At 71.7% G+C, this 11,464-nt stretch carries 11 protein-coding genes; 5 read left to right on the forward strand and 6 right to left on the reverse strand.

Going from position 1 to position 11,464, the window contains the following annotated elements; genetic code table 11:
• Window positions 1-45: 45 nt before the first annotated feature.
• Window positions 46-1,281, reverse strand: a complete 1,236-nt coding sequence (locus VFZ20_RS00780; RefSeq protein ID WP_329681901.1) for a hypothetical protein — start codon at window positions 1,279-1,281, stop codon at window positions 46-48.
• A gap of 123 nt (window positions 1,282-1,404) precedes the next feature.
• Entirely contained in the window at window positions 1,405-1,815 is a 411-nt protein-coding gene (locus tag VFZ20_RS00785; RefSeq protein ID WP_329681902.1) for a hypothetical protein, read from the reverse strand.
• A gap of 136 nt (window positions 1,816-1,951) precedes the next feature.
• Here VFZ20_RS00785 and VFZ20_RS00790 point away from each other — a divergent pair, with 136 nt between their 5' ends.
• The 4 genes from VFZ20_RS00790 (at window position 1,952) to VFZ20_RS00805 (ending at window position 8,234) form a co-directional block, all read left to right on the forward strand.
• Entirely contained in the window at window positions 1,952-4,546 is a 2,595-nt protein-coding gene (locus tag VFZ20_RS00790; protein WP_329681903.1) for a PIG-L family deacetylase, read from the forward strand.
• A gap of 158 nt (window positions 4,547-4,704) precedes the next feature.
• Window positions 4,705-5,448, forward strand: a complete 744-nt coding sequence (map, locus tag VFZ20_RS00795; RefSeq protein ID WP_329681904.1) for a type I methionyl aminopeptidase — start codon at window positions 4,705-4,707, stop codon at window positions 5,446-5,448.
• A gap of 215 nt (window positions 5,449-5,663) precedes the next feature.
• On the forward strand, window positions 5,664-6,710 hold the full coding sequence (locus VFZ20_RS00800) for an extracellular solute-binding protein (RefSeq protein ID WP_329681905.1): 1,047 nt from the start codon (window positions 5,664-5,666) through the stop codon (window positions 6,708-6,710).
• Window positions 6,711-7,169: 459 nt separating this feature from the next.
• Window positions 7,170-8,234 (forward strand): ABC transporter ATP-binding protein, encoded by a 1,065-nt coding sequence (locus VFZ20_RS00805; RefSeq protein WP_329681906.1) that lies wholly within the window; start codon window positions 7,170-7,172, stop codon window positions 8,232-8,234.
• Between the two features lie 76 nt (window positions 8,235-8,310).
• Here the strand turns inward: VFZ20_RS00805 and VFZ20_RS00810 are convergent, their stop codons facing one another.
• From VFZ20_RS00810 to VFZ20_RS00825, 4 genes are all read right to left on the reverse strand, one after another.
• Entirely contained in the window at window positions 8,311-8,535 is a 225-nt protein-coding gene (locus VFZ20_RS00810; protein WP_329681907.1) for a hypothetical protein, read from the reverse strand.
• Between the two features lie 70 nt (window positions 8,536-8,605).
• The gene (locus VFZ20_RS00815) at window positions 8,606-8,770 is read right to left on the reverse strand and encodes a hypothetical protein (RefSeq protein WP_329681908.1); all 165 of its coding nucleotides are present in this window, start codon (window positions 8,768-8,770) and stop codon (window positions 8,606-8,608) included.
• A gap of 100 nt (window positions 8,771-8,870) precedes the next feature.
• Window positions 8,871-9,137: a hypothetical protein gene (locus VFZ20_RS00820; protein ID WP_329681909.1), complete on the reverse strand. Its 267-nt coding sequence runs from the start codon at window positions 9,135-9,137 to the stop codon at window positions 8,871-8,873.
• Window positions 9,138-9,171: 34 nt separating this feature from the next.
• A complete protein-coding gene (locus VFZ20_RS00825; RefSeq protein WP_329681910.1) occupies window positions 9,172-9,420 on the reverse strand; it encodes a hypothetical protein in 249 nt (82 codons plus the stop codon).
• Window positions 9,421-9,516: 96 nt separating this feature from the next.
• Between VFZ20_RS00825 and VFZ20_RS00830 the strand changes: the two genes are divergently transcribed.
• Entirely contained in the window at window positions 9,517-11,196 is a 1,680-nt protein-coding gene (locus tag VFZ20_RS00830) for an iron ABC transporter permease (RefSeq protein ID WP_329681911.1), read from the forward strand.
• Window positions 11,197-11,464 lie beyond the last annotated feature (268 nt).

The raw sequence follows: 11,464 nt of genomic DNA on the forward strand, positions 1-11,464 counted from the left end.
GCACAGGAGACGGCCTGCAACCGCATGTTCCTGCCCTGCCACGGCTTAGCCCGCCGCAGCCGGCGCCTGCGCGGACACGGCCTGCGGATCAGGATCCGCCGGGGCAGACGCGCTCGCATCGGCCGAAGCCGTGCCGTCAGCCGACGCCGACGCGGTCACATCCGCTGATGCCTGCGGATCGGCTGCGGCCGCCGCATCCGTCGACGTGCCCGCCGCGGGCTGCGCCGGCGCCGGGGCAGCCGGTGGCGCATCGGTGACGATGGCGAGCGCGGGGACCTTGTCCGGCGCCGCGGCGGGGGCGGGCGCCAGCGCGGCGGTGAGCTCGCTGGAGGCGGGCACCAGCGCCGCCACCACCTGCTTGATCCGGCCCGCCGCATCCTCCGACGCAAGGCCGGCCGCCAGCTGCTGCTGGATCTCAACCAGCTGGCCCGCCACGGCCATGCGCGCCTGCGAGCTTTCCTCCGCGGCGCGGCTGGCGGCCGCCTTTTCCGCGGCGGCGGCCTGCTCCTTGGGCCCGCCCGTGAAGACGGACTCCAGCGCCTCCACCATCCGCGTCAGGATGCGGTACACGGCGCTGGCGGAGAAGCCGCCCAGCAGCGCGATGGTGGGCGGGCCCAGCACCTCGGCGCCCGTGTCGGGCGTGGAATCCACCGGCACCAGCGCCACCAGGATAAAGCCCGCCACGAGGCCCAGAAAGAACTTCACCCAGTACGACGCCGTCTGGTCCGGGTCGTAGGTGCGCGCCGTGATCTCGTCGTTCAGCTGGAACAGCATGGCGAACGAGGCGCCGATCCCCGCGGCCGCCAGCCAGAACACGCGCTCCAGGATCACCTTGAGGACGACCACTCCCTGTCCCAGGTTGATCCTGGCCAGCAGCACGTCGGACTCGGGGTGCGTCTGCACGATGGCGATGACGCTCAGCACGATGAACACGCCCACGCACCACATGGCCACGCGCACCAGGCTCCGCACGAGCGCGATGGGCCCCAGCGCGCTGGGCTCTTTTCCCTGCTGGTGATTGCGCACGTCCAGCAGGTACAGCGTCCCCGGCCGGGCCGGCGCCACCAGCCGCGACAGCCGCTCGTGCGTGCCCGCCAGGGCCGTCATGTCGATGGACTGGTTCTTTGCCAGCGCTGTCTCGAACTGATCCGCGGCCTGGATGACGGACGGCGGAACGCGAACGCCGTTGGTCACCAGCCGGCGCACCATGGCGCACGACTCGCGAACGAGCTGCTCCTTGAGCGACGGCACGGACGGGGATGTGGGGGAGGTCGAAGGCATGGGGACCCGCGGGAGTGGGAGGACGGCGGAGGAGAGGGAGGCGGACGTATTCTAACGCATCCGCGGCTCCCGGTAAACCGTCCTGATCCGTGTGCCGTAGCAGATTCCGCCCGGCGGATGCGCCTATCGCACGCGGACTTGCGCGCGGCCGGCCTCCAGCGACGTCTCGCCCGGGGCGGGGGCGTACAGCACGCGCACGTTGTACGTGCCCGGCGGCAGGTTGCTGATGCGCGCCGTGTATCCCACGTAGCCGATGGCCGTGGGGCACGCGGGCAGCGGAAGCACCGTCACGGTGAGGGCAATGCCGTCCCCCGTGCTTCGCAGTGCGCCGCCCACCTGCTGGCCCAGGCACGGGGTGGCCATGGTGCCCGTCACGGTCAGCGCGCCGTTGCCGGGCTCAAAGCGCGGCATCGCTTCGGCCCGCGCGTTGTCCTGGCGCTCCGTGAGAAAGTCCAGGTGCGCGCCCGCGGCGGCGGGATGGGCGCCGTCGCACGCGGCGAGGGCCAGGAGCAGGACAGGGAGCAGCGGTTTCATGGACGAATGCATGGATGCGGCGGGTCGCGTTACCCCCAGAACGCGCGGGGGGAGCCGGACCGGACAGCATTCGCCGGCCGCGCGCGGCGCGGGCGGCGGATTGTGCGCCGCAAACACCGCGCATAGCTTGGATTGCATGAACTGGAGACGCTCTGCCATTGGACTGCTGGCGGCGGCGATGCTGCTGCCGGCCGCCCCGGGGACGGCGCGCGCGCAGGACGGCGCGGCCGAGTACCGCGGGGCCACGGCGCTGGGACTTACCCTGCGCAAGCTGGGCACCACCAAGCGCGTGCTAATGGTGGGCGCCCACCCCGACGACGAAGACACGCAGCTGCTCGCCCGCTTCGCGCTGGAAGAGGGCGCCGACGTGGCGTACCTCTCCCTCACGCGCGGGGAGGGCGGGCAGAACGGAATCGGCCCCGAGCTGGGCGAGGGGCTGGGGCTGCTGCGCACGGAGGAGCTGCTGGCCGCCCGCCGCGTGGACGGCGCGGAGCAGTTCTTTACCCGCGCGTACGACTTCGGCTTCAGCAAGAGCGCGGACGAGGCGTTCGCGCACTGGCCCCGCGAGGCGCTGCTGGAGGACGTGGTGCGCGTCATCCGCCTGTACCGGCCCGACGTCATCGTCACCGTGTTCAGCGGCACGCCGCGCGACGGGCACGGGCAGCACCAGGTGAGCGCGCTGCTGGCCCACGAGGCGTTCGCCGCCGCGGCGGACCCGTCGCGCTTTCCCGGGCAGCTGCGCGAGGGGCTGCGGCCGTGGCAGGTGAGCAAGATGTACCAGTCCACCCGCGGCCGTACGGAAGGCGCCACCGTGCGCCTCCCCATCGGCGAGCTGGACCCGCTCATCGGCCGCTCGCCGTTCCAGCTGGCCATGGCCAGCCGCTCGCGCCACCGCTCGCAGGACATGGGGCAGCCGGAGCTGGCCGGCCCGCGCTGGGGCACGCTCCTGCGCATCCGCCCGGATTCCGGCGGCACGGAGCCGTCCATCTGGGCCGGCCTGGACACCACGCTGGCCCCGTCCGGCGGCGCGGAGTCCCAGGCCATGCGCGCGCTGCGGGGCTACCAGCAGCAGGTGGAGACGCTGCGGGCCGCGTACAATCCGCTTCAGCGCGGCAGCCTGGTCTCGGGGCTCATGGAGGCGCTGGAGACGCTGCGGCAGGCGCGCGCGGCCATCCCCGTCACCAACGGGACGGCGGACCTGGTCCGCGCCATCGACGTCGAGATGGCGCAGGCGCGCACCGCGCTGGCGCAGGCGGCCGGCCTGGAGCTGGACGTGCTGTCGGACGACGCGCGCATCATCCCCGGCCAGGCGTTCGACCTGACGGTGCAGGTGTGGAACGGGGGCGACGTGGACGCGGGGGTGGATTCGATCCTGCCCGCGCTCCCCGCCGGCTGGCGCGCCGAGCCCATCGACACCGTCCCCGCGCCGCGCACGGTCAAGGCCGGGACGCTGCTGGCGCGCCGCTTTCGCGTGCACGTGCCGGCGGACGCGCATCCCACCGAGGCGTACTTCCTCCGCGCGCCGCGCGAGGGCGACCTGTACCGCTGGCCGGCGGACGAGCCCGCGCGTGCCCGGCCGTTCGAGCCCGGCGCCGTGGCGGCCTACGCGGCGCTGGACCTGACGGGCGTGCCCCTGCGCCTGGAGCGCGAGGCGCAGTTCCGCGAGGTGGACCTGCGCCAGGGCGAGCTGCGGCGGCCCGTGATGATCGTCCCCGCCGTGAGCGTGCTGCTGGACCCGCGCACCCGCGTGCTTTCCACGGCCGCGCCGCGCCCCATCGCCTACACCGTGCGCCTGGCGTCGGAGGCCACGGACGGCATGGCCGGCACGCTGCGGCTGGAGCTGCCGGCCGGGTGGCGGGCGGAGCCGGCGTCCGTGCCCGTGCGCTTCGCCAAGGAGGGCGAGGTGCTGGAGGTGCGCTTTACCGTCACGGCGCCGGCCGGCGTGGCCCCGGGCGACCATCCCGTGTCCGCCGTCTTCGCCGGGGACGACGGGCGCACGTTCGCGCGGGGCGCGCAGCTCATCGACTACCCGCACGTGCGCGCGCGGCCGCTGTACCACGCGGCGCGCTCCGTCATCCGCGCGTTCGACGTGCGCGTGCCGCAGGGGCTGCGCGTGGCGTACATCGAGGGCGCGGGCGAGCAGGGGCCGGGCTTTCTGGCCAACCTGGGCATCACGCCCGAGCTGCTGGACGCGGCGGACCTGGCGGAGGGGGACCTGGACCAGTTCGACGTGATCGTGGCCGGCAGCCGCGCGTACGAGGTGCGCACGGACCTGATGGCGCACAACCAGCGGCTGCTGGACTACGTCTCGCGGGGCGGCACGTTCATCGTGCAGTACAACAAGTACGAGATCGTGGAGGGCGGATTCACGCCGTACCCCATCACCATGGCGCGCCCGCACGGCCGCGTGACGGACGAGAACGCGCCCGTGCGCATCCTGGACCCGTCGCACCCCGTGTTCACGGCGCCCAACCAGATCACGGACGCGGACTGGCGGGGCTGGGTGCAGGAGCGCGGCCTGTACTTCGCGGAGACGTGGGGCGACGCGTACACGCCCCTGCTGGAGATGGGCGACCCCGGCGAGACGCCCCTGCGCGGCGGCCTGCTGATCGCCCGGCACGGGCAGGGCACGTACGTGTACACGGGCCTGGCGTTCTTTCGCCAGTTCCCGGAAGGCGTCCCCGGCGCGTACCGCCTGTTCGCGAACCTGCTGGCGCTGGGCGCGAAGTAGGAAGTGCGTGAGTGCGGAAGTGCGAAAGTGCGAAAGTGCGAAAGTGCGAAAGTGCGAAAGTAACCGCAGTTGCCGGCTGTACCCTGTAACCTGTCCCCTGTAACCCGCCGTTCAGGGGTTGATGCGCCGGCCCACGCGCCGGAACCCGGAGCACCGGAATGTCGATCGAAAACCAGAAGGACCTCGAGGGGCTCAAGAAGGCCGGCCGCATCGTGCGGATGATCCTGCGCGCCATGGAAAAGGCGCTGCGGCCCGGCATCACCACCGGCGACCTGGACGAGATCGCCGGCAAGGTGATGCGCGAGCAGGGCGCGCGGTCGGCGCCCCGGATCGTCTACGGGTTCCCGGGCGAGGTGCTCATCAGCGTGAACGACGAGGTGGTGCACGGCATCCCCGGCGCGCGCGTCATCCAGCCGGGCGACCTGGTCAAGCTCGACGTGACCATCGAAAAGGACGGCTACATGGCCGACGCGGCGACCACCGTGGCCGTGCCGCCCTCGCAGGACGTGGCCACGCGGCTGGCCGCCTGCGCCCGCGCGGCGTTCGCCAAGGCCATGGAAGTGGCGCGCGTGGGCAACCGCGTGAACGACATCGGCCGCGCGGTGGAGGACGAGGTGCACCGCCGCGGCTTTCGCGTGCTGCGCGACCTGAACGGCCACGGCATCGGCCGCACCATCCACGAGGAGCCCAGCGTTCCCAACTACTACGATCCGCGCCTTACCCGCCGCCTGACGGAAGGGCTCGTGATCACCGTGGAGCCCATCATCGGCGAGTCCACCAGCAAGTGGGTGGACGGCGACGACGGCTGGACCGTGCGCACGGCCGACGGCGGGCTGGCCGCGCACTACGAGCACACGCTGGTCATCACGCGCGGCAAGCCCATCCTGCTCACCGCCGCTTGAACGTGCGTGCGTGCGGAAGTGCGTTCGTACGTGCGTGATGCGCATCCCGTGATACACCCTCTTCCGCGGCGGACGCGGGGGAGGGTGTAGACATATCGAGGCCGAACGCGTATTTGTATCCGCCTCAGTTGCAGTTCGGCGGATGGGCGGAGAGGGCGTCCGCGCGAATCCGCCGTGCCGCACCGAACACGACATCCACGGAGCCTGATCAGCCGATGCCGATCAACCTCAGCAGGTTTTCCGCGCTGGCCCTGCTCGCGCTCACGGCCGCGTGCGGCGGCGGGGGCAACGGCGGCCAGACGCTGACGGTGTACTCGCCGCACGGCCGCGAGATGCTGGCGGCGTTCAAGCAGCAGTTCGAGGCCGCCAACCCCGGCGTGACCGTCGAAACGGTGGACATGGGGTCGCAGGAGGTGTTCGACCGCATTCGCTCCGAGCGCGCCAACCCGCAGGCGGACGTGTGGTGGGGCGCGCCGGCGCCGCTCTTCGAGCAGGCCGCGGGCGACTCGCTGCTGGAGCGCTTTGTCCCCACGTGGGCCGGCGCGCTGCCGCCGGAGGCCAAGAACGCGGCCGGGCTGTGGCACGGCAACTACCTCACGCCCGAGGTCATCGCGTACAACTCGGCGGCCATCCCCGCCGCGCAGGCGCCGCAGGACTGGGACGACGTGCTGGATCCGCGCTGGAAGGGGCAGGTGCTCATCCGCGACCCCATGGCCAGCGGGACCATGCGCACCATCTTCGGGATGGTCATCGACCGCTCCCTGCGCGCCACGGGCGACACGGCGCAGGGGTTCGCGTGGCTGCGGCGGCTGGACGGACAGACGCGCGAGTACGTGCTCAACCCCACGCTGATGTACCAGAAGCTGGCGCGCCGCGAGGGGCTGGTGACGCTGTGGGACCTGCCGGACATCGAGATCATCAAGAAGCAGTACAACTACCCCATCGACTACGTGATTCCCCGCAGTGGAACGCCGCTGCTGGTGGACGGCGTGGCGGTGGTCAGGGGCGCGCCCAACGCGGAGCTGGCGCGGCGCTTCGTGGAGTTCATCGGCAGCAACCAGGCGCTGGCGCCGGCCGCGCGCGACTTCTTCCGTCTGCCCGCGCGCACGGACTTTCCGGCGGATTCGCTTCCGCCTCGTATGCGCCAGGTGCGCGACCAGATCCGCGCGGAGCCGCTGGACTGGGCGCGTCTGCAGCGCGAGGGCAACAACTGGATGCGCCACTGGGACGAGCACGTCCGCAACCGCGGCGGCGCCCGCTGATCGCGATTCCGCTTCGGCGGAATCGTCCGCCTGGGAAGCCCTGACGGGCCTCCGCCAGGGTCGGATACGTGGGAACCGGATTGTCATCCTGAGGGGCCCTCACGGGCCTTGACCGGCCTGGATGCCTGTGGCCCCGAAGGATCTTGCGTCCCCCGCACGAACGCCGCGCCCCGGCACAGCCTGTCCCGGGCGGCCTTCGATGCGCGGTGGACGGCCCGAGGCAGGGAGACAAGATCCTTCGGTCGCGCCATGGCCCTTGCTCAGCAGAGTTCGCGCGGCGCTCCCTCAGGATGACGCCTGGGGCGCCGTCGCGTAGAAAAGAACTCTGCGAGTACGACGCGCGTCAGCGCGCGCGAAGTCAAAGCAGGCCGCTCGGGATGACGATCTCGCGGCAACACCTGAACGGGTGCGTAGTGACTTCCGCACTCCCGCACTTTCGCACTTTCGCACTTCCCCTAGATGCTCCGGCTCGAAAACCTGACGCGCCGCTTTGGCGACACGGTGGCGGTGGATGGCGTTTCGCTGGAGGTGCCGGCGGGCGAGTTCCTCACGCTCCTGGGCCCCTCCGGCTGCGGCAAGACCACCACGCTGCGGATGATCGCGGGATTCGAGCATCCCACCAGCGGCCGCGTGGTCCTGGGCGACCGCGACGTCAGCACCCTGCCGCCGCAAAAGCGCGACGTGGGGATGGTGTTCCAGAACTACGCCCTGTTCCCGCACCTGGACGTGTGGGAGAACGTGGCGTTCGGCCTGAAGTCGCGCGGCGACCGGCGCGACACGCTCGGGCCCAAGGTGGAGCGCGCGCTGGCGCTGGTGGAGATGGCGCCGTACGCGCGCCGCAAGGTGCAGGCACTCAGCGGCGGCCAGCAGCAGCGCGTGGCCCTGGCCCGCGCGCTGGCGCCCGAGCCGCCGCTGCTGCTGCTGGACGAGCCGCTGAGCAACCTGGACGCGGCGCTGCGTGAGCGCACCCGCGACGAGCTGCGCGCCCTGCTCAAGCAGCTGGGGATGACGGCCGTCTTTGTCACGCACGACCAGGAAGAGGCGTTCGCGCTCAGCGACCGCGTGGCCGTGCTCAACCGCGGACACCTGCAGCAGGTGGGCACGCCCGAGGCCCTGTACGCGTCGCCCGTGAACGCGTTCGTGGCGTCGTTCCTGGGCCGCGCCAACTTCTTTCCCGCCACGGTGGATTCCGTCGAGGGCGACCGCGCCGCCGTCCGCGTGGGCGGCGCGCGCTGGACGGCGCGGCTGGCGGACGACGCTCCGCGCGCGGCCGGCGCCCCCGCGCGGGTGATGGTGCGTCCCGAGGCGCTGGAGCTGGCCGCCGATGGCGCGGAGGGCGCGCTGGCCGGCCGCGTGCTGGACCGGCGCTTTGCCGGCGCGGCCACGTTCTACCGCGTGGCGGTGGACGGCGGCCCCGAGGTGCTCGTCCAGGGCCGCCCCCATGAGGCCGATGCCGGCGACGTGGTGCGCCTGGCCCTGCACGGCCGCGCCCAGCCCGTCGCCTACGCGCCCGAAGCAGCGTGAACGCAGCGGCGCCGCCCCGAAGTCGGGACGGCACCGCGGGCATCGGCCGATGGGCAGCGTGGGGTGGGCGCGCGCGTTACTCCGGGCAGCCGGGCTGGCGCGTGTACGGCTCGTAGCACACCTGGTCGGCATCGGTGCTGCAGGCCGCGTCGCACGTGGGGTCACGCGTGCAGCCCTGGCAAAAGGACGTGACCTCCGTAAAGTCGTGCGCGCGCACGGTCCCGCGCGCGGCGTTCCCGAAAGCGGCCGGCTCGAACGTCTCGACGGCCCGTGTGTCCAGGCGCAGCGTGATCTTGCTCATGGCGGTCCGCTCCGATTGACGGGGAAAAGAATCCGCCGCCCCGGCACCCCGGAGCGGCGGCGCGTGCGAATCAGTCGGTGCCGCAGGTGTCGACGTCCGGATCGCTCGTCGGGTCGGTCTTGCACGTCTCGAAGCAGGCCGTGCCCGCCCCGCCGCCCGGCAGAAAGCCCAGCTTGGGCACGGTGGCAAAGCTCTCGACGGCCAGCGTCTCAGTGTCCAGCGCGATCTTCTTCATGCGGGTCTCCAGGGGGAGAGGGACGGATGTGCGTCGGTCGACGCGGCCGGCGTCCACGCGAGTGTGGAAGCGCGGGGTAATGCCATGCGGGTGCCGCGGGTCAGCAGCACTGCGTGGACAGCATGTTGGTGTTGAAGCACTTGCCGGGACACGAGTAGGTGCACGTCTCGCGGCCGTCGTTGGTGAGCACGAACACGGCGTCGTGCTCGCAGTCCGCCGGGCACGAACCGGCGCAGGTAAGGATGTCCAGGTCCGTGTCGCCGCCGTCGATCGAGTGCCCGGCCACGGTGCCGCGGGGCGCGACGGCCTCGGCGGGCGCGAACGACTCCACGGCCAGCATCTCCACGTTCAGCGTCAGCTTGGGCATTGGGAGCTCTCCGGAGCGAGTGAGGGAATGCGGATCAGCAGGCGGTGCAGGTGGGCTCGTTTCCCGTGGGAAAGCACTGGAACTGGCACGAGGCGCCGCACGTGTTCCAGGCGTAGTCCGTCTCCACGCAGTACATGCTCTTGTCCCCGCCGCAGCAGCCGGTGGGCACCATGTCGCTGACGAACGACCGCGCCTGGACGGTGCCGCGAAGGGCACCGCCGCCGGTGCTGGCGGAGAACGACTCCACGCGCAGCTGGTCGGGATCGAGCCTGAGCTTGTTCATCGGATCTCCTGGGATGGATGCGGGGGAGCGTGCCGGCACGAATGATGGGGAAGAATTCCGGATTGTGCAATCTACTGTCGGAAAGCGGATGCGTCTGTGAGCAGCGATCGTAGCAGGTTTCGCCGGCCGACGGGCACCGCCGTCCTCATGGGGGTGGTGCTGGTCGTGCTGCTGTGGCTGGTGCTGTATCCCAACCTGTTCGTGCTGGCGGACAGCGTGATGGACCGGGGCCGCTTCACCACCGGGCATTACGCGCGTTTCCTGGGCAGCCGGGCGGAGCGCGAGGCCCTGTGGAACAGCGTGTGGATCAGCGTGGCCAGCGTGGTGCTCTCGGCGCTCATCGGCGTGCCGCTGGCATTCTTGTTCGCGCGGCGCGACTTCCCGGGGCGGCGGGTGCTGGGGGCCCTGGCCGCCATGCCCGTGCTGCTGCCGCCGCTGGTGGGCACCATCTCGTTCATGTTCCTGTACGGGGAGAGCGGGTTCCTGACCCGCGGCGTGCAGGAGCTGCTGGGGATGGACCACGCACCGTGGCGGCTTTCGGGCGCGTGGGCGGTGCTGCTGGTGCACGCGTACACCATGTACGTGTACTTCTACATGTTCGTCTCCGCGGGCCTGTCGCGATTGGACGCGGGGTACGCCGAGGCGGCCGCGGCGCTGGGCGCGGGGTGGTGGACGACCATGCGCCGCGTGACGCTGCCCATGCTGGCGCCGGCCCTGGGCGGCGCGGCGCTGCTGGTGTTCATGACGTCCATGGCGTCGTTCAGCGCGCCGTACGTGTTCGGCGGCGGCTTTCGCGTGCTCACGACGCAGCTGTACAGCAGCAAGCTGAACGGCGAGGACGGCCTGGTGGCCGTCGAGGCCGTCGTGCTGGCGCTGGCGTCGCTCCTGTTTCTGCTCCTGCTGCAGCGCTACGAGTCGCGGCGGGAGTACACGGGCGCGGGCAAGGGGCTGGGCGCGGGGCGGCGCGAGGCGGGTGGGCGGGCGTGGCTGGTGGCGCTCACGGCCACGGTGTTCGTGGGGTTCCTGCTGCTGCCGCACGCCACGGTGCTGCTGGTGAGCTTCGTGCCGGAGGGGACGTGGACCATCGAGGCGTTCCCGCCCGTGTACTCCGCGGAGAACTACGCGCGCATCTTCAGCGACACGCAGCGGCTGGTGCCCGTGCTCAACTCGCTCAAGATGGCCACGATCGCCACGCTGGCGAACGTCGTCTTCGCGTACGGGGCCGCGTGGCTGCTGGTGCGCAAGCGCGTGCGGGGGCGCGGCCTGGTGGGCGCGCTGGTGGCGCTGCCGTGGGCGCTGCCAGGGACGGTGCTGGCCATCGCGCTGGTGTACACGTTCAACGTGCACCAGCCGGCGGCGGGGCGGTTCGTGCTGGTGGGGACGTTCGCCATCCTGCCGCTGGCGTACTTCATCCGCAACATCCCGCTGGTGACGCGCGCGGCGCTGGCCAGCTTTCGCCAGCTGGACCCGTCGCTGGAAGAGGCGGCGGCGTCGCTGGGCGCGTCGCGGTGGACGGCGGCGCGGCGCGTGGTGCTGCCGCTGGTGCTGCCAGGGCTGGCGGCGGGCGCGCTGCTGGCGTTCGTGACGGCGCTGGGCGAGTTCGTCGCGAGCATCCTGCTGTACACCAACCGCACGCGCCCCATCAGCGTGGAGATGCTGTCGCAGCTGCGGGGCTTCGACTTTGGCGGCGCGGCCGCGTACGGCGTGATCCTGATCGTGCTCGTGGCGATCGTGTTCGCGTCGGGGTACCGCAACGTGGGCGGGGAAGGCGCGTGAGGACGGAAGTGCGTTAGTGCGTTAGTGCGTTAGTGCGTTAGTGCGTTAGTGCGGAAGGGCGGAAGGGCGGAAGGGCGGAAGGGCGGAAGGGTGACAGGGATGCGGAAGGCGGAGACCCGTCGCTGCGCGACGGGCCCCCTCTCCCCCGCCGGCCTTTTTGCTCGTTCCTCGCAACGGCCGTCGACCCCTCCCCCAACTTCGGGGGAGGGGTTTTGCGTGAGGACGGGTCCCCGCGCGGAAGGCGGCCCATGCTGGAGCTGGGTTCTCC

The sequence above is a fragment of the Longimicrobium sp. genome (assembly GCF_036280135.1).
GTDB lineage: Bacteria > Gemmatimonadota > Gemmatimonadetes > Longimicrobiales > Longimicrobiaceae > Longimicrobium.

What these genes read in the sequence shown, in the direction of transcription:
- map (WP_329681904.1), top strand. Translation starts at nt 4,705, where the DNA reads ATGTCGATCGAAAACCAGAAGGACCTCGAGGGGCTCAAGAAGGCCGGC.
- VFZ20_RS00790 (WP_329681903.1), top strand. Translation starts at nt 1,952, where the DNA reads ATGAACTGGAGACGCTCTGCCATTGGACTGCTGGCGGCGGCGATGCTG.
- VFZ20_RS00820 (WP_329681909.1), bottom strand. Translation starts at nt 9,137, where the DNA reads ATGCCCAAGCTGACGCTGAACGTGGAGATGCTGGCCGTGGAGTCGTTC.
- VFZ20_RS00825 (WP_329681910.1), bottom strand. Translation starts at nt 9,420, where the DNA reads ATGAACAAGCTCAGGCTCGATCCCGACCAGCTGCGCGTGGAGTCGTTC.
- VFZ20_RS00805 (WP_329681906.1), top strand. Translation starts at nt 7,170, where the DNA reads ATGCTCCGGCTCGAAAACCTGACGCGCCGCTTTGGCGACACGGTGGCG.
- VFZ20_RS00810 (WP_329681907.1), bottom strand. Translation starts at nt 8,535, where the DNA reads ATGAGCAAGATCACGCTGCGCCTGGACACACGGGCCGTCGAGACGTTC.
- VFZ20_RS00800 (WP_329681905.1), top strand. Translation starts at nt 5,664, where the DNA reads ATGCCGATCAACCTCAGCAGGTTTTCCGCGCTGGCCCTGCTCGCGCTC.
- VFZ20_RS00815 (WP_329681908.1), bottom strand. Translation starts at nt 8,770, where the DNA reads ATGAAGAAGATCGCGCTGGACACTGAGACGCTGGCCGTCGAGAGCTTT.
- VFZ20_RS00785 (WP_329681902.1), bottom strand. Translation starts at nt 1,815, where the DNA reads ATGAAACCGCTGCTCCCTGTCCTGCTCCTGGCCCTCGCCGCGTGCGAC.
- VFZ20_RS00780 (WP_329681901.1), bottom strand. Translation starts at nt 1,281, where the DNA reads ATGCCTTCGACCTCCCCCACATCCCCGTCCGTGCCGTCGCTCAAGGAG.